The organism is Pseudomonas sp. CLCA07 (assembly GCF_053615335.1).
The window spans coordinates 1,910,427-1,926,732 of sequence record NZ_CM132131.1; the positions used below are offsets into that span (position 1 = coordinate 1,910,427).

A 16,306-nucleotide genomic window follows, 5' to 3' on the forward strand; every position below is an offset into this window, starting at 1 on the left:
GCTGCGTTAAAAATCAGCTCAGGATGCTCATTGACTAAAGTCAACTCCGCTCCCTCGCTGATTTTTGCCTTGCCTGAGCTTCGCTCGGCTCCTTCAGAAAATAATGTTACTTAATGGTCAGGGCTTCCAGTTTGCCGCTGTTGCCATATACATAAATCGTGTCACCCACCACCAGCGGACGGGCACGCAGGCCGTCGCTGTCGATGCGCTCGCGGCCGACGAAACGACCGTCCACCTGACTCAGCAGGTGCAGGTAGCCTTCCATATCGCCGACTGCAACGTAGCTGGAGAAAACTTCCGGAGCCGACAGTTGACGGCGGGCCAGCGAATCATTGCTCCACAACGCAGAGGTGGAACGTTCGTCGACGCCTTCAACGGTGCCCGAAGCCAGGCTCACGTAAACGTTGCCAAACCCCTGGGCGACGCCAGCATAGCTGGAAGCATCACGCTGCCAGAGCTGACGCCCGCTTTCCAGGTCCAGTGCCGCAAGACGGCCCTGATAGCTGGCGACGTACAGCGTACCGCCGGACAGCAGCAAGCCGCCGTCGATGTCGACCACACGCTCCAGCTCCGAACGACCCTGTGGGATCGCTACACGTTGTTCCCACACCGGCACGCCGTTGGAGACATTGAGAGCGACCACTTTACCGGTCGACAGGCCTGCTACCGCTAAACGGTTGGTCACGATCGGTGCACTGGTGCCGCGCAGCGTCAGGACCGCAGGGGTGCTGTCATACAACCAGCGCTGGTTGCCAGTCGCGGCATCCAGACCGATCAGACGGTCGTCCTGAGTCTGAACCACCACCACGTCACCGTTGGTGGCCGGCGGCGCGAGAACTTCACTGTTCACGCGAGCGCGCCATTTCTCTTCACCGTTGATCGCGTCCATGGCAACGATTTCGCCCTGGAGCGTACCGATCATGACCAGACCGTAACCCACGCCAACGGCGCCGGAAACAGGCAGGTCGAGATCTTTCTTCCATTTGACGTCGCCATTGCTGCGATTCATCGCCATCACCACGCCAGTGACGTCGCCGGCATAGATGGTTTCGCCATCAATCGCCGGTACCAGCATGTTGTAGGATTTACCCTGACCGTCACCGATCGAACGACTCCACTGCTTTTGCAGAACCACTTCTTCTTTGAAGTCGACCAGCTCGGCAGGTGGCAATTCCTTTTTGCTGTTGCTGCTGCAACCCGCGGCCAAAATGGCCAGGGCCAGCAATGCTGCATGCTTCCAACGAATCACGTCACGCATCCCCTTTGGCCAGATCATCCAGCTTGATTTGCAGGCCGCCGACCGCCGCTTCATCCGACAGGGCGGCCTTGGCTTTTTGATACGCCTTGTTCGCTTCGTCGGTACGACCCAACTGCACCAGCAGGTCGCCTTTAAGTTCTTCGCGAGTGGCCAGGAATGCTTTGTCGGCATCGCCTTCGAGCAGTTTCAAGGCTTCATCGGCCTTGTTCTGCGCGGCCAGTACCTGCGCCAGGCGCTGACGGGCAATTTCGCCCAGTGCCGGGTTGGCCGGTTTGGCGACAATGGCTTTCAGCTCGGTGACTGCGTCGTCCAGCTTGGCGCTGTCGACCGCGACTTTCGCCACGAACAGGCTGCCGTACTGAGCGTATGCGCTACCGGCGAACTCGCTGTTGAGCTTGCCGGCCAAGTCGGCAACACGGGCTGCGTCAGGCTTGCCATCAGGCGTCAGCGTGGTTTCGAGCAATTGCTGATAGAGCATCGAGGCGCCCTGCGACTGATTGCTCTGATACTTGTGAAAGGCTTGCCAGCCGAACACGATGACCAGCGCCAACAGGCCGCCAGTGACCAAGGGCTTGCCGTTGCGTGACCACCAGTCCTTCAAATCCGCCAGATGTTCGTCTTCGGTACTCGACACCCCAATACTCCTTAATCGCTAAATCGGCTGTTTGACAGCTTCAACCCTGCACGACGCAGGTGGCCAGGTGTGCAGCAAGCGCATCCCAGGCAATACTTTGTTGTTCGCCCTGGCCACGCAGGGGTTTGAAACCTACCACTTGCTGGGCCATCTCATCGTCACCGAGGATCAGTGCATACAGCGCACCGCTCTTGTCGGCCTTCTTGAACTGGCTTTTGAAGCTGCCGGCGCCGGCATTGACTTGCAGGCGCAGGTTGGGTAATTGATCACGGACACGTTCGCTCAGGGTCAGGCCCGCCAGCTCCGCCGCTTCACCGAAGGCGCAGAGGTAGACGTCGACCTGACGGGAGATTTCTTCCGGGATCTGCTCCAGGGTTTCAAGCAACAGCACCAAGCGTTCGATACCCATGGCGAAACCAACGCCCGTGGTCGGCTTGCCGCCCATCTGCTCGACCAGACCGTCGTAACGACCACCGGCACACACGGTGCCCTGGGCGCCCAACTTGTCGGTGACCCATTCGAAAACGGTCTTGCTGTAGTAATCCAGCCCGCGAACCAGTTTCGGGTTGATCACATAAGGAATGCCGGCGGCGTCCAGACGAGCCTTCAGACCCTCGAAGTGCACGCGGGACTCATCGTCCAGGTAGTCGGCCATTTTCGGCGCGTCCATCAGGATGGCTTGCGTGTCGGCGTTCTTGGTATCCAGAACTCGCAGCGGGTTGGTCTTCAGACGGCGCTGGCTGTCTTCGTCCAGCTTGTCCAGATGTGCGGACAGGAACTCGACCAGCGCTTCACGATAGCGACCGCGCGACTCGGCAGTGCCCAGGCTGTTGAGTTCGAGCTTGACCGCATCACGAATGCCCAGCTCGCCCCACAGGCGCCAGGTCAGCACGATCAGCTCGGCATCGATGTCCGGACCGTCGAGGTTGAACACCTCGACACCGATCTGATGGAACTGGCGATAACGGCCTTTCTGTGGACGCTCGTGGCGAAACATCGGGCCGATGTACCAGAGTTTCTGCACCTGGCCACCGCCGGTGATGCCGTGCTCAAGCACCGCACGCACGCACGCTGCCGTGCCTTCAGGACGCAGGGTCAGGGAGTCGCCGTTGCGGTCGTCGAAGGTGTACATCTCTTTTTCGACGATGTCGGTCACTTCACCGATGGAGCGCTTGAACAGCTCGGTGAACTCGACGATCGGCATGCGGATCTGCTTGTAACCGTAGTTATCCAGCAGACGCGAAACAGTGCCCTCGAAATGACGCCACAGGGGAGTCTGTTCGGGCAGGATATCGTTCATGCCACGAATGGCTTGCAAAGACTTGCTCACAATAAATCCTTAAATTCGTTCGGCTCTTTAGTCAGGCTCAGCCACGCGCAATAACGGCAGCGTCAGCTTCGACCTTTTCGGCCGCTTTCTGGCGGATCAAGCGTTCAAGCTCATCCACCAGATTGTCATTCGTCAGTTTCTGCGACGGCTTGCCGTCGATGTAAATCAGGTTTGGCGTGCCGCCGGTCAAGCCGATATGGGCTTCCTTGGCTTCACCCGGCCCGTTGACCACGCATCCGATGACCGCGACATCCAGCGGCACCAGCAGGTCTTCGAGACGCCCTTCCAGCTCGTTCATGGTTTTGACCACATCGAAGTTCTGCCGCGAGCAGCTCGGGCAGGCGATGAAGTTGATGCCACGGGAACGCAGATGCAGGGATTTGAGAATGTCGTAGCCGACTTTCACTTCCTCGACCGGGTCAGCCGCCAACGAGATGCGAATAGTATCGCCAATCCCTTCGGCGAGCAGCATACCGAGGCCCACGGCGGATTTCACTGTGCCAGAACGCAAACCACCCGCTTCGGTGATACCCAAATGCAAAGGCTGGACGATTTCCTTGGCCAGCAGGCGGTAGGCTTCGACGGCCATGAACACGTCGGAGGCCTTCACGCTGACCTTGAAGTCCTGGAAATTCAGGCGTTCGAGGTGCTCGACGTGACGCAGGGCAGACTCGACCAGCGCAGCCGGGGTGGGCTCGCCGTACTTCTTTTGCAGGTCTTTTTCCAGGGAGCCGGCGTTGACGCCGATGCGGATAGGAATCCCGCGATCACGGGCGGCATCGACCACCGCGCGTACACGGTCTTCACGACCGATATTGCCCGGGTTGATCCGCAGGCAGTCAACACCCAACTCGGCTACGCGCAAGGCGATCCGGTAGTCGAAGTGGATGTCAGCCACCAACGGCACTTTGACCAGTTTCTTGATCTTGCCGAAGGCTTCGGCGGCATCCATATCCGGCACAGAAATGCGCACGATATCGACGCCAGCGGCTTCCAGACGATTGATCTGGGCCACGGTGGCGGCAACGTCATTGGTATCGCTGTTGGTCATGCTCTGCACAGCGATGGGTGCATCGCCGCCAACAGGCACGTTACCGACCCAGATCTTGCGGGATTCGCGACGTTTGATTGGAGATTCGCCGTGCATGACTTATTGACCCAACTTCAGGCGAGCAGTCTCGCCACTGGTGAACGGAGCGACATCAACCGCCTGACCGTTGTAGCTGACCTGCGCGCCACGGGCGAAGCCCAGACGCACAGAAAACGGAGGCTTGCCGCTGACGGAAACGCTATCGCCTTTACGCTTGAGACCACTCAACAGCACCTTACCAGCGCCATCGGTCACTTGCGCCCAGCAGTCGGCGGTGAACTTCAGCTGAACCTGGCCTTGGCCGGCCACTGGAGCTGTTGCGACCGGAGCCGAAGCCGGAGCAACCGGAGCGGTCACCACCGGTGCCGGAACCACTGGAACAGCCGGAGCCGGAGCCGGAGCAGCCGGTGCTGCAACAACTGGAGCGACGTTGTGCGTCGGGGCAACTGGCGTCGGGGCTGTCGGTGCGACAACAGGCGACGTTGCTTCAGCTTCAGCCGGCGCTTCAGAGGAGGTTTCAGCTTGCGGCAACGCCAGCGGGGTAGCGCTTTCAGCCTGACCTTGCGCGACGGCCTGGTCTTCCGGCTCGTCCAGCGGATGGATCTGGGTGGTGCCGTCGGCACCTTCCACTTCAACGTGTTCCGGGCTCAGACCGATCAAATCCTTGGTGCGCAGCGAGGTTTGATCCTGCCACCAGACAAAACCGCCACCAATGACCGCGATCAGCAACAACAGGCTGACAATTCGCAAAATCGTATGGGAAACCCGCACTGGCTCTTCGATACGACCCAGGCTGTGCACGCTGCTGCCGTGGGAATCGGTGCCAGTCGATTGGTCGAACTGCTGGACCAGAACGGCTTGGTCCATGCCCAGCAATTTGGCGTACGCACGGATATAACCGCGAGCAAAGGTATGCCCAGGCAGCTTGTCGAATGCGCCGGCTTCCAGATTGCTCAAGGAGGTCACAGTGAGGTTGAGCTTGAGGGCCACTTCGGCCAGCGACCAGCCATTGCTTTCGCGAGCCTGGCGCAAAGTTTCACCGGGGTTAACGCGATTCGCTGCTACAACTTCGGGATGCGCCGCTTTCATCATTGCTCCGACAGGTATTGCTGATATTCCGGGGTACCGGGATAGAGTCGTTTTAGTTGCAGGCCCGCACTGGCGGCCTTGTCGCGATCATCGAACACTGTTGCCAGCCGAACGCCGAGCAATAGACTACGTGCATTTTGCTCGGCCAGCAGGCTAAAACGATCGTAATAGTCACGCGCGGGCACATAATGCCTGTCTTCGAAGGACAACTCAGCCATTTCGAGTAATGCACGTGGCTGTTGGCGATTCAAACGCAGGGCTTTTTCCAGTTGCTGCTGCGCGAGATCACGCTCACCCAGCTTTGATGCGGTCATGCCCAGGTTCTCGAATACTCGCGAACGCTCAGGATACAGCGTATCGGCGGCGGCCTGTTCAAAGCGCTCGTACGCCTCTTTGTAACGTTTTTCTTCGAACAGGAAACTGCCGTAGTTGTTCAGGATTCGCGCATCGTTGGGGCGGGAGGACAGCGCCTTGCGAAAATACTGGTCTGCCAGTTCAGGCTCCATTTCAGCCTGAAACACCAACCCTAATGCCGCATTGGCATCCGGGTCCGAGTCATCCAGCTCCAACGCCTTTTTCAGCGGGACTTTAGCGCGTTCGGTCATGCCTTGTTGCAAGTAGCCCAAGCCCAGTTGCACGTAGGCAACACGCGCCTCATCACGGCCCTTGCTGGTCTTCATCGGGTTGAAATCGCCCGACAGGACACAACCAGCACACAGGCTGGCCCACAGCAAAAGCAGCGCAAAGCGCAGGGACATAGAGATCCTCTCTTGAATTATTTCGCGGCGTTTGAAGCCATATCGTTTTCGGCGCTTAACTCGCGCACGGCGATATAACGTTCGCTGCGACGGGTGCGATCCAGCACCTGCCCTACCAATTGGCCACACGCGGCATCGATGTCTTCACCGCGGGTGGTGCGTACGGTGACATTGAAACCTGCATGGTGAAGCTGATCCTGAAACCGGCGAATCGCGTTGTTGCTCGGGCGCTCATAACCGGAATGCGGGAACGGGTTGAACGGAATCAGGTTGATCTTGCATGGGATGTTCTTGAGCAACTCGATCATCTCAACGGCATGTTCAACCTTGTCGTTGACGTCCTTGAGCAAGGTGTACTCGATGGTCAGCACGCGCTTTTCGCCCAGGGACGACATGTAGCGCTGGCATGACTCGAGCAGCATCTTAAGCGGATACTTCTTGTTGATCGGCACCAATTGGTTACGCAATGCGTCATTCGGTGCGTGCAGCGACAACGCCAGCGAGACGTCGATGTGCTTGGACAGCTCATCGATCATCGGCACCACGCCGGAGGTCGACAGGGTCACACGGCGCTTGGAAATGCCGTAACCCAGGTCGTCCATCATCAGGTGCATGGCCGCAACGACGTTGTCGAAGTTCAGCAGCGGCTCGCCCATGCCCATCATCACCACGTTGGTGATGGCACGGTCGGCGGTCGCCGGGATGCTGCCGAACGATTTATTGGCAATCCACACCTGACCGATGACTTCGGCGGCGGTGAGGTTGCTGTTGAAACCTTGCTTGCCGGTGGAGCAGAAACTGCAATCCAGGGCACAGCCTGCCTGGGACGAAACGCACAAGGTGCCGCGTTTGCCCTGAGGAATGTACACAGTCTCGACGCAGCTGCCGGACGCCACACGCACCACCCACTTACGGGTGCCGTCGGTGGAAATGTCCTCGCTGACCACTTCGGGGCCGCGGACTTCAGCAATGACCTTGAGCTTGTCGCGCAGGGCCTTGCTGACGTTCGTCATGGCGTCGAAATCATCGACGCCAAGGTGGTGAATCCATTTCATTACCTGACCGGCACGGAAACGCTTCTCCCCGATTGAGTCGAAGAATTTTTCCATTTCCTGTTGAGTCAGACCCAGCAGGTTGGTTTTTACAGTCGATGTAGTCATGGATTCACCTTCACTCTTAAGCAATGCTTAGCGAGTGGTTACTTCAGTAGCTGCGAAGAAGTACGAGATTTCGCGAGCAGCAGCGGCTTCGGAGTCCGAACCGTGCACAGCGTTGGCATCGATGGAATCAGCGAAGTCAGCGCGGATGGTGCCGGCAGCAGCTTCTTTAGGGTTGGTAGCGCCCATCAGCTCACGGTTCAGAGCGATAGCGTTTTCGCCTTCCAGAACCTGAACAACAACCGGGCCGGAGATCATGAAAGCAACCAGGTCGCCGAAGAAACCACGAGCGCTGTGCTCAGCGTAGAAGCCTTCAGCTTCAGCTTTGGACAGTTGCTTCAGTTTCGAAGCTACAACGCGCAGGCCTGCTTTTTCGAAACGAGTGGTGATCTCGCCGATGACGTTTTTTGCAACAGCGTCAGGCTTGATGATGGAGAAAGTACGTTGAACAGCCATGGTGTAACTCCAGAAACGGTAATTTGTGAAAAATTAAACCCGCGAATTATACGCGGGTTCTTGGGTATTGCCTAACTGCGTACGGTGCAGACTCAGTCTGCTTCTTCGATCCAGGCGGCCTGAATGGCTTCAAGCACCTTCTCGCCACCGCGGGTCGGATCATCACTGAACTCCGGCAATGCCAGCACCCATTGGTGCAGATCGACGAAGTTCACATAACGCGGATCCACTTCTGGCCTGGATTCAGCCAGCTGGATCGCGATTTCGAGCACATCAACCCATTTCAGACTCATGTCGCTTCCTTGAATCAGTGCGCCGCTTCAGCCGCATGGTTGAGCGAGTATTTCGGAATTTCAACCGTCAGGTCTTCAGTCCCGACTTTGGCCTGACAGCCCAGGCGGGACTGAGCTTCCAGCCCCCAAGCCTTATCAAGATAGTCTTCTTCCAGCTCGTCAGCCTCTTCCAGCGAGTCAAAGCCTTCACGAATAAGGCAGTGACAGGTGGTGCAGGCACAGACGCCGCCACAAGCACTTTCCATCTCGATATGGTGCTCATGCGCCAGTTCGAGAATGGATATACCTGTCTCAGCCTCAACAACCATGCCTTCCGGGCAAAACCTCTCGTGTGGCAGAAAAATGACCTGCGGCATCGTTATTCCTCAATCTCATTCAGGTTGCGCCCCGCCAGCGCGGCTTTCACCGTCGAGTCCAGGCGGCGGGCAGCAAAGGCATCGGTCACTTGCGACAGACGCTTGGTCTGCTGCTCGATGGCGTAACCATCAGTACCTTTCATCAGTTCGGTCAATTCCTGCACCTGCATGTCGATGACCAGACGCTCTTCGGCGTCGAGCAAGCGCTCGCCATCAGCCTCCAGAGCAGCCTGTACCGCTTCAATCAGGCGTTGTGCGTCGACCTGCTGCTCACGCAGCACACGGGCAACCTTGTCGTCATTGGCGTGCTGGAACGAATCCTTGAGCATCTTCGCGATTTCGCCGTCGGTCAGGCCGTAGGACGGCTTGACCTGAATGCTGGCTTCAACGCCCGAACCCAATTCGCGCGCCGAAACGCTGAGCAGACCGTCGGCATCGACCTGGAAGGTCACGCGAATCTTCGCCGCACCGGCCACCATCGCCGGAATACCGCGCAATTCAAAGCGCGCCAGGGAGCGGCAGTCGCTGATCAGCTCGCGCTCGCCTTGCAACACATAGATCGCCATGGCCGACTGGCCGTCTTTGTAGGTGGTGAAGTCCTGAGCACGAGCGACAGGGATGGTGGTGTTGCGCGGAATCACCTTCTCCATCAGACCGCCCATGGTTTCCAGCCCCAAGGACAACGGAATCACGTCGAGCAACAGCAGTTCATCGCCATCGCGCTTGTTACCAGCCAGCGTATCGGCCTGGATCGCGGCACCGATGGCCACCACTTGATCCGGATCGATTTCAGTCAGCGGCTGACGACCAAAGGCTTCAGCGACGGCGTCACGGACGCGAGGCACGCGAGTTGAGCCACCAACCATGACCACCGCGTGCACTTCTTCCAGCTCAACACCGGAATCACGCACTGCGCGGCGGCAGGCTTTCAGGCTGCGAGCGACCATCGGCTCGATCAGCGCATCAAAGGCTTCGCGGGTCAGCTCGGCTTTCCAGTCGCCATGAGCCACTTCGACCGATGAGGCATTGGTCAGCGCTTCTTTGGCGGCACAGGCAGTTTGCAGTAGTTGACGCTGCGCGCCCGGATCGAGATCGGCGGACAAACCGGCGCTCTCGATGATCCAGCCAGCGATCGCATGATCGAAGTCATCGCCGCCCAGCGCGCTGTCGCCGCCGGTAGCCAAGACCTCAAACACACCGCCCGTCAGGCGCAGAATCGAAATATCGAAAGTGCCGCCGCCCAGGTCATAAATGGCGACCAGGCCCTCAGCGTGTTGATCCAACCCGTAAGCGACCGCCGCAGCCGTCGGCTCATTGAGCAAACGCAGCACGTTCAGACCGGCCAGCTTGGCCGCATCCTTGGTGGCTTGACGCTGCGCATCATCGAAATAGGCCGGAACGGTGATCACCGCACCGACCAGCTCACCACCCAACGTCGCTTCGGCGCGCTGACGCAACACTTTCAGGATGTCGGCGGAGACTTCGACCGGGCTTTTCGGTCCCTGAACGGTGTCGATGAACGGCATGTGCGACTCGCCGTCCAGAAAGCGGTACGGCAGTTGATCGCCCAATTGCTTGACGTCGGACAGACCACGACCCATCAAGCGCTTGACCGACAGCACCGTATTCAAAGGATCGGTCGCGGCAGCCAGTTTGGCTGACTCGCCGACTTCGACGCGATCGGCGTGATAGCGCACGGCTGATGGCAGAATGACCTGCCCGTCAGCGTCGGCCAGAGGCTCGGAAAGACCACTGCGCAACGCAGCGACCAGCGAATTGGTAGTGCCCAAGTCGATCCCCACAGCCAGACGACGCTGGTGCGGTTGAGGACTTTGGCCGGGTTCGGCGATCTGCAGTAGGGCCATTGGTATCAGGACTTATCTGTATATCAGGCGTGCGACCGGAGCGGCACTGGGTTAATCGTCGAGGCGCTCTTCTAACTGGCGCACTTCGTAGGTGAGCTTGTCGAGGAACTGCATGCGCCGCATCAGGCGTTCGGCCTGTTCACGGTGCGCCGCATCATTCCAACAAGCCGCGAAGCTTTGATTCAATACATCCTGCGCGGCTTTCAGCCGACGCTTGAACGCTGCAACACCGGCCAGATCGGCGCTGTCTTGCAGGTCTTCGAGCTCTTCACGCAGCTCCATCTGCTGCAGAAGAAACTCCGGATCATGCACCGTGACCTCCAGCGGCAGCTCGCCACCATTCAAAGCGAGCAAGTAACGCGCACGCTTAGGGGGACTTTTGAGCGTCTGGTAGGCCTCGTTGAGGCTCGCGGATTTCTCTAGCGCCAACCGCTGCTCACGCTCGGAAGCGTCAGCAAAGCGGTCCGGATGAACACTGCGCGCCAACTCACGGTAGCGCGTAGCCAGCTGGTCGAGGTCCAGATTGAAACTCGGTTGCAGCTCAAATAAAGCGAAATGACAAGGAGTACCCACGACAAGCCTCAGATGTTGAAGCTTTCGCCGCAGCCACATTCACCGCGCACGTTGGGGTTGTTGAACTTGAAGCCTTCGTTCAACCCTTCCTTGACGAAATCGAGCTCAGTGCCGTCCAGGTAGGCCAGGCTTTTCGGGTCGATAATCACTTTTTCACCGTGACTTTCGAACACCTGATCCTCTGCAACCACCTCGTCGACAAACTCCAGCACGTAGGCAAGGCCGGAACAGCCTGTGGTGCGAACACCCAGACGAATCCCTTCACCTTTGCCGCGCCCGTCGAGGGAGCGCCGCACGTGTCGAGCAGCCGCTTCTGTCATGCTGATAGCCATCGGTGACTCCTTACTCGTCGCCAAAACCTGAAAGTCAGATCAAGCCTTTCTTCTGCTTGTAGTCGCGAACGGCCGCTTTGATAGCGTCTTCAGCGAGTACGGAGCAGTGAATTTTCACTGGCGGCAGGGCCAGTTCTTCAGCCAGCTGAGTGTTCTTGATGGTCTCTGCTTCATCCAGAGTCTTGCCTTTCATCCACTCGGTCGCCAGGGAGCTGGAGGCGATAGCCGAACCGCAACCATAGGTCTTGAACTTGGCGTCTTCGATGATGCCTTGCTCGTTGACCTTGATCTGCAGACGCATAACGTCGCCGCACGCTGGAGCGCCGACCATGCCGGTGCCGACATCAGGATCTTCCGCGTCCATCTTGCCGACGTTGCGCGGGTTTTCGTAGTGGTCGATGACCTTTTCGCTGTAAGCCATGATGCTTATTCCTCACTCATCAGAGAGTCGCTCTTTAAGCCCTGCAAACCTTGGTTTTACAGGGCCGGTTCGCGGCGACTTGAAATCAGTGTGCCGCCCACTCGATTTTCGAAATGTCGACACCGTCTTTGTACATGTCCCACAGCGGCGACAGAGTGCGCAGCTTGGTAACGGCCTCGCAGACTTTCTGCGCGGCGTAGTCGATTTCTTCTTCGGTGGTGAAACGGCCGAAGGTGAAGCGAATCGAGCTGTGTGCCAGTTCGTCGTTGCGGCCCAGGGCGCGCAGTACGTACGAAGGCTCCAGGGAAGCCGAAGTGCAGGCCGAACCGGACGAAACAGCCAGATCCTTAAGCGCCATGATCAGCGACTCGCCTTCAACGTAGTTGAAGCTCAGGTTCAGGTTGTGCGGTACGCGGGCGGTCATGCTGCCGTTGATGTACAGCTCTTCCAGGCCTTCGACTTGTTTGAAGAAGCGGTCGCTCAGGGCTTTGATACGGACGTTTTCGGCAGCCATGTCTTCTTTGGCTACGCGGAAGGCTTCACCCATGCCGACGATCTGGTGGGTCGCCAGGGTGCCGGAACGCATGCCACGCTCGTGGCCGCCGCCGTGCATGGTCGCTTCGATGCGAACACGCGGCTTGCGGCTGACGTACAGCGCGCCGATGCCTTTAGGGCCATAGGTTTTGTGTGCGGAGAAGGACATCATGTCGACTTTCAGCTTCGACAGGTCGATGTCGACCTTGCCGGTGGACTGAGCGGCGTCGACGTGGAACAGGATGCCCTTGGAACGGGTCAGTTCGCCGATGGCTGCGATGTCGTTGATGGTGCCGATTTCGTTGTTCACGTGCATGACCGAAACCAGGATGGTGTCGTCACGCAGCTCGGCTTCGATCATCTCTGGAGTGACCAGACCGTCGGTGCGCGGCTCGATGTAGGTGACTTCGAAACCTTCACGCTCCAGTTGGCGCATGGTGTCGAGGACAGCCTTGTGCTCAATCTTGGTGGTGATCAGGTGTTTGCCTTTGGTCGCATAGAAATGCGCCGCACCCTTGATTGCCAGGTTGTCGGATTCAGTTGCGCCGGAGGTCCAGACGATTTCACGCGGATCGGCGTTAACCAGGTCTGCGACCTGACGACGAGCGTTTTCGACGGACTCTTCAGCTTTCCAGCCGAACACATGGGAACGGGACGCCGGGTTACCGAAGTTTCCGTCAACCAGCAGGCATTCACTCATTTTTTGCGCAACACGCGGATCAACCGGGGTGGTCGCAGAGTAATCAAGGTAAATCGGCAATTTCATGGACTATCTCCTAAATCAGGCTGGCTGGCGTGCCGTTAGCTCTCTGGCTGTCATTCGACGGCTGACGCTTCAATCTTGTCCAGGCGTGGCGCCTTGCTGTTGCAACGGCGCTGGTCCTGACGCTGGGCTACTTCTTGTACCTCACGGCGAGTCACAAGGTCAGCCAAGCTGATACCGCTCAGAAATTCGTGAATCTGCAGGCTCAGGTCGCACCACAAGTGGTGAGTCAGGCAAGTGTCGCCGGAATGGCAATCGCCTTGACCCTGGCATTTGGTTGCATCGACCGATTCGTTCACCGCATCGATCACCTGGGCGACCTGGATGCCCTGCATGTCGCGGGACAATTGGTAGCCACCGCCCGGCCCCCGGACGCTGGACACCAGATTGCTGCGGCGCAATTTGGCGAAAAGCTGTTCGAGGTAGGACAGGGAGATGCCTTGGCGCTCGGAGATATCGGCCAGGGACACCGGCCCGTGCTGCGCGTGCAACGCCAGATCAAGCATGGCGGTCACGGCGTATCGGCCTTTTGTAGTCAGTCGCATGGACAATTACCACGGAGTTCGGAATGGGGCGAGTATGCAATTCCCGAGTATTTAAGTCAACTATAAGACCTAGTACTTTAGTCAGGTTTACCCGCAAAAGAGCGGCCGCATCATAGCAAAGGCTGGGCGGTTACAGCCAGCAATTGCGCGTTATCGTTCATCGCGAGCAGGCTCGCTCCCACATTTGAAATGCGATTTTCTGTGGGAGTTTGCCTGCTCGCGATGAAGTCGACTCGATCTAGCTGGCCTGACTCTGATCCTTGTCCTTCACGCAGGCGAAGTCTTCGTCACGCAGCTCAGGCAGATCTTTGGCGCAGTAGTTACTACCCAGATCCTTCAGCGCGCCGCACATCCCCTCCAGACGCCCATCGACCGCCTGCAAGTGATCCAGCAGCTGACCAATGGCACGCGCCACCGGGTCAGGCATGTCTTCGCCGACACCGTAGGCATCGAAGCCGATTTTCTCGGCCATGGCTTTACGCTTGGCATCTTGCTCGTCATCGGACTTGACGATGATCCGCCCCGGAATCCCAACGACCGTCGCACCGGCTGGCACCGCTTTGGTCACCACGGCGTTAGAACCGACCTTGGCACCAGCACCGACGATAAACGGGCCAAGCACCTTGGCACCCGCCCCGACTACCACGCCATCTTCAAGGGTCGGATGACGCTTGCCCTTGTTCCAGCTGGTCCCGCCCAGCGTCACACCCTGATAGAGAGTAACGTCGTTACCGATTTCGGCGGTTTCACCAATGACGATGCCCATTCCGTGATCAATAAAGAAACGACGACCCACTTTGGCGCCCGGATGGATCTCGATCCCGGTCAACCAGCGACCGAAGTTCGACACCAGCCGCGCCAGCCATTTCAGCTCCGCGCGCCACAGCATCGCGGATAGACGATGGATCCAGATGGCGTGCATGCCCGGGTAGCACGTCAGAACTTCAAAGGCGTTGCGCGCTGCCGGATCACGATGGAAAACACTCTGGATATCTTCACGCAAACGCTCGAACATTTTTAATCCTTCCGCTTTAGAAGCTCGCCACGGGCCGCTTTTTGGGTTTCCGTGAGGATGCCACGCAATATATTCATTTCCGCCCGGCTGACCGAGCTACGTCCGTACAACCGGCGCAGGCGCGCCATCAAGTGCCGCGGTTTTTCCGGATCGAGGAATTCGATGGCCACCAGGGTTTGCTCCAGGTGCTCATAGAATCGCTCCAGCTCATCCATGGTCGCCAGCTCTCCACTTTTGGTGGACGCCACTTCATCCTTCTCGACCTTGCTCGGCTGCCCTTGGGCCGCCAGCCAGGACATGCGCACTTCATAGCCCAACACCTGCACCGCCGCCCCAAGGTTCAGCGAACTGAACTCAGGGTCCGAGGGGATGTGCACGTGATAATGACATCGCTGCAGCTCTTCGTTGGTCAGGCCGGAATCTTCACGACCAAACACCAAGGCAATCTCGGCGCCCTGCCCTGCCTCTTCCACCACTTTCACACCGCATTCGCGGGGATCGAGCAACGGCCAGGGGATGCGGCGGTCACGAGCGCTGGTGCCGAGCACCAGATTGCAGCCGACCAAGGCATCTTCCAAGGTGGCGACGACTTGCGCGTTTTCAAGGATATCCCCGGCACCGGAAGCACGGGCGTCAGCTTCGTGATGCGGGAATAACCGCGGTTCAACCAGCACCAGCCGCGACAGGCCCATGTTCTTCATGGCACGCGCAGCCCCGCCGATGTTGCCGGGATGGCTGGTATTGACCAGGACGACACGAATGTTATGCAGCACGGGAGGCGCTCTCGAACACAGAATTAGGGAGCCGAATCTTACAGTTACTACTACCGTTAAGCTATGAATGCGAACACCGACCTTCACCTGTAGAAAAGTTCTGATAGAATGCTCGGCTTTCTTTAACAACCTTAGGTGACACATCCATGCAGCCCATGCTGAATATCGCGCTGCGCGCCGCCCGCAGCGCCAGTGAATTGATTTTCCGCTCCATCGAGCGCCTGGATACCATCAAGGTCGACGAAAAAGACGCCAAGGATTATGTATCCGAGGTGGATCGCGCCGCCGAACAGAAAATCATTGATGCGCTGCGCAAGGCCTACCCGAATCACTCGATCCTGGGTGAAGAAACCGGCATGCACGCCGGCAACGGCATCGAAGGCGAAGAGTACCTGTGGATCATCGATCCGCTGGACGGCACCACCAACTTCCTCCGTGGCATTCCTCACTTCGCTGTCAGCATCGCCTGCAAATACCGCGGTCGCCTGGAACACGCCGTTGTTCTGGACCCGGTTCGCCAGGAAGAATTCACCGCCAGCCGTGGTCGCGGCGCTCAACTGAACGGTCGTCGCCTGCGCGTCAGCGGCCGCACCAGCCTGGACGGCGCCCTGCTGGGTACTGGCTTCCCGTTCCGTGACGACCAGATGGACAACCTCGAAAACTACCTGGGCATGTTCCGCGCCCTGGTTGGCCAGACCGCCGGCATCCGTCGCGCCGGCTCGGCAAGCCTGGACCTGGCCTACGTGGCTGCCGGTCGTTTCGACGCATTCTGGGAGTCGGGTCTGTCCGAGTGGGACATGGCCGCAGGCGCCCTGCTGATCCAGGAAGCCGGTGGTTTGATCAGCGACTTCACCGGCGGTCACGACTTCCTTGAAAAAGGCCACGTCGTTGCCGGCAACACCAAGTGCTTCAAGGCAGTGCTGACGGCTATCCAGCCGCACCTACCGCCTTCGCTGAAGCGCTAAGCGTCCAGCGACAGACAAAGCACCCTTCGGGGTGCTTTTTTATGCCTGGAATACGACTGCGGGAACACCTAAAGCCCTGTGGGAGTTGGGCTTGCCCGC

General features: G+C 58.6%; 19 protein-coding genes. 1 reads left to right on the forward strand and 18 read right to left on the reverse strand.

Annotated features, from left to right (window positions below):
- Positions 1–106 precede the first annotated feature (106 nt).
- From bamB to trmJ, 18 genes are all read right to left on the reverse strand, one after another.
- The gene (gene bamB / locus ACWGZX_RS08665) at positions 107–1,258 is read right to left on the reverse strand and encodes an outer membrane protein assembly factor BamB (RefSeq protein WP_223512177.1); all 1,152 of its coding nucleotides are present in this window, start codon (positions 1,256–1,258) and stop codon (positions 107–109) included.
- Positions 1,251–1,892 (reverse strand): tetratricopeptide repeat protein, encoded by a 642-nt coding sequence (locus ACWGZX_RS08670; protein WP_223512179.1) that lies wholly within the window; start codon positions 1,890–1,892, stop codon positions 1,251–1,253. Before ACWGZX_RS08670 ends, bamB begins: the two co-directional genes overlap by 8 nt.
- 40 nt (positions 1,893–1,932) lie before the next feature.
- Complete coding sequence (gene hisS / locus ACWGZX_RS08675; protein ID WP_452628041.1) at positions 1,933–3,222, reverse strand: histidine--tRNA ligase; 1,290 nt, start codon at positions 3,220–3,222, stop codon at positions 1,933–1,935.
- Between the two features lie 37 nt (positions 3,223–3,259).
- Positions 3,260–4,369: a flavodoxin-dependent (E)-4-hydroxy-3-methylbut-2-enyl-diphosphate synthase gene (gene ispG, locus ACWGZX_RS08680; RefSeq protein WP_027922758.1), complete on the reverse strand. Its 1,110-nt coding sequence runs from the start codon at positions 4,367–4,369 to the stop codon at positions 3,260–3,262.
- A 3-nt stretch (positions 4,370–4,372) separates the two neighbouring features.
- Complete coding sequence (locus ACWGZX_RS08685) at positions 4,373–5,401, reverse strand: RodZ domain-containing protein (RefSeq protein WP_452628042.1); 1,029 nt, start codon at positions 5,399–5,401, stop codon at positions 4,373–4,375.
- Complete coding sequence (gene pilW / locus ACWGZX_RS08690) at positions 5,401–6,159, reverse strand: type IV pilus biogenesis/stability protein PilW (RefSeq protein WP_223512183.1); 759 nt, start codon at positions 6,157–6,159, stop codon at positions 5,401–5,403. The genes ACWGZX_RS08685 and pilW overlap by 1 nt, the downstream gene beginning before the upstream one ends.
- 17 nt (positions 6,160–6,176) lie before the next feature.
- Entirely contained in the window at positions 6,177–7,319 is a 1,143-nt protein-coding gene (gene rlmN, locus ACWGZX_RS08695; RefSeq protein WP_452628043.1) for a 23S rRNA (adenine(2503)-C(2))-methyltransferase RlmN, read from the reverse strand.
- Between the two features lie 27 nt (positions 7,320–7,346).
- Complete coding sequence (gene ndk, locus ACWGZX_RS08700; RefSeq protein ID WP_007916882.1) at positions 7,347–7,772, reverse strand: nucleoside-diphosphate kinase; 426 nt, start codon at positions 7,770–7,772, stop codon at positions 7,347–7,349.
- Between the two features lie 92 nt (positions 7,773–7,864).
- On the reverse strand, positions 7,865–8,065 hold the full coding sequence (iscX, locus tag ACWGZX_RS08705) for a Fe-S cluster assembly protein IscX (protein ID WP_007903597.1): 201 nt from the start codon (positions 8,063–8,065) through the stop codon (positions 7,865–7,867).
- 14 nt (positions 8,066–8,079) lie between these two features.
- On the reverse strand, positions 8,080–8,421 hold the full coding sequence (gene fdx / locus ACWGZX_RS08710) for an ISC system 2Fe-2S type ferredoxin (RefSeq protein ID WP_452628044.1): 342 nt from the start codon (positions 8,419–8,421) through the stop codon (positions 8,080–8,082).
- 2 nt (positions 8,422–8,423) lie between these two features.
- A complete protein-coding gene (gene hscA, locus ACWGZX_RS08715; RefSeq protein WP_452628045.1) occupies positions 8,424–10,286 on the reverse strand; it encodes a Fe-S protein assembly chaperone HscA in 1,863 nt (620 codons plus the stop codon).
- A 51-nt stretch (positions 10,287–10,337) separates the two neighbouring features.
- The gene (gene hscB, locus ACWGZX_RS08720; RefSeq protein ID WP_452628046.1) at positions 10,338–10,859 is read right to left on the reverse strand and encodes a co-chaperone HscB; all 522 of its coding nucleotides are present in this window, start codon (positions 10,857–10,859) and stop codon (positions 10,338–10,340) included.
- A gap of 8 nt (positions 10,860–10,867) precedes the next feature.
- Entirely contained in the window at positions 10,868–11,191 is a 324-nt protein-coding gene (gene iscA, locus ACWGZX_RS08725; RefSeq protein ID WP_003227904.1) for an iron-sulfur cluster assembly protein IscA, read from the reverse strand.
- Between the two features lie 34 nt (positions 11,192–11,225).
- Positions 11,226–11,612 (reverse strand): Fe-S cluster assembly scaffold IscU, encoded by a 387-nt coding sequence (gene iscU / locus ACWGZX_RS08730; protein ID WP_003443374.1) that lies wholly within the window; start codon positions 11,610–11,612, stop codon positions 11,226–11,228.
- Between the two features lie 85 nt (positions 11,613–11,697).
- Positions 11,698–12,912, reverse strand: coding sequence for an IscS subfamily cysteine desulfurase (locus ACWGZX_RS08735; protein WP_046026628.1), 1,215 nt, complete (start codon positions 12,910–12,912; stop codon positions 11,698–11,700).
- Between the two features lie 50 nt (positions 12,913–12,962).
- Positions 12,963–13,454, reverse strand: a complete 492-nt coding sequence (gene iscR, locus ACWGZX_RS08740; protein WP_003227911.1) for a Fe-S cluster assembly transcriptional regulator IscR — start codon at positions 13,452–13,454, stop codon at positions 12,963–12,965.
- A gap of 238 nt (positions 13,455–13,692) precedes the next feature.
- Positions 13,693–14,469, reverse strand: a complete 777-nt coding sequence (gene cysE, locus ACWGZX_RS08745) for a serine O-acetyltransferase (RefSeq protein WP_452628047.1) — start codon at positions 14,467–14,469, stop codon at positions 13,693–13,695.
- 2 nt (positions 14,470–14,471) lie between these two features.
- The gene (gene trmJ / locus ACWGZX_RS08750) at positions 14,472–15,242 is read right to left on the reverse strand and encodes a tRNA (cytosine(32)/uridine(32)-2'-O)-methyltransferase TrmJ (protein ID WP_140668441.1); all 771 of its coding nucleotides are present in this window, start codon (positions 15,240–15,242) and stop codon (positions 14,472–14,474) included.
- 146 nt (positions 15,243–15,388) lie between these two features.
- On the opposite strand from trmJ, the gene suhB reads away from it, so the two are divergent.
- Complete coding sequence (gene suhB, locus ACWGZX_RS08755) at positions 15,389–16,207, forward strand: type III secretion system regulator SuhB (protein WP_007948182.1); 819 nt, start codon at positions 15,389–15,391, stop codon at positions 16,205–16,207.
- Positions 16,208–16,306 lie beyond the last annotated feature (99 nt).

Bases quoted from the DNA above. Each gene is read 5' to 3' on its own strand.
- ispG (WP_027922758.1), bottom strand. From the start codon at position 4,369: ATGCACGGCGAATCTCCAATCAAACGTCGCGAATCCCGCAAGATCTGG.
- iscA (WP_003227904.1), bottom strand. From the start codon at position 11,191: ATGGCTATCAGCATGACAGAAGCGGCTGCTCGACACGTGCGGCGCTCC.
- iscU (WP_003443374.1), bottom strand. From the start codon at position 11,612: ATGGCTTACAGCGAAAAGGTCATCGACCACTACGAAAACCCGCGCAAC.
- ACWGZX_RS08685 (WP_452628042.1), bottom strand. From the start codon at position 5,401: ATGAAAGCGGCGCATCCCGAAGTTGTAGCAGCGAATCGCGTTAACCCC.
- ndk (WP_007916882.1), bottom strand. From the start codon at position 7,772: ATGGCTGTTCAACGTACTTTCTCCATCATCAAGCCTGACGCTGTTGCA.
- rlmN (WP_452628043.1), bottom strand. From the start codon at position 7,319: ATGACTACATCGACTGTAAAAACCAACCTGCTGGGTCTGACTCAACAG.
- bamB (WP_223512177.1), bottom strand. From the start codon at position 1,258: ATGCGTGACGTGATTCGTTGGAAGCATGCAGCATTGCTGGCCCTGGCC.
- pilW (WP_223512183.1), bottom strand. From the start codon at position 6,159: ATGTCCCTGCGCTTTGCGCTGCTTTTGCTGTGGGCCAGCCTGTGTGCT.
- iscX (WP_007903597.1), bottom strand. From the start codon at position 8,065: ATGAGTCTGAAATGGGTTGATGTGCTCGAAATCGCGATCCAGCTGGCT.
- fdx (WP_452628044.1), bottom strand. From the start codon at position 8,421: ATGCCGCAGGTCATTTTTCTGCCACACGAGAGGTTTTGCCCGGAAGGC.
- suhB (WP_007948182.1), top strand. From the start codon at position 15,389: ATGCAGCCCATGCTGAATATCGCGCTGCGCGCCGCCCGCAGCGCCAGT.
- cysE (WP_452628047.1), bottom strand. From the start codon at position 14,469: ATGTTCGAGCGTTTGCGTGAAGATATCCAGAGTGTTTTCCATCGTGAT.
- ACWGZX_RS08735 (WP_046026628.1), bottom strand. From the start codon at position 12,912: ATGAAATTGCCGATTTACCTTGATTACTCTGCGACCACCCCGGTTGAT.
- iscR (WP_003227911.1), bottom strand. From the start codon at position 13,454: ATGCGACTGACTACAAAAGGCCGATACGCCGTGACCGCCATGCTTGAT.
- hscA (WP_452628045.1), bottom strand. From the start codon at position 10,286: ATGGCCCTACTGCAGATCGCCGAACCCGGCCAAAGTCCTCAACCGCAC.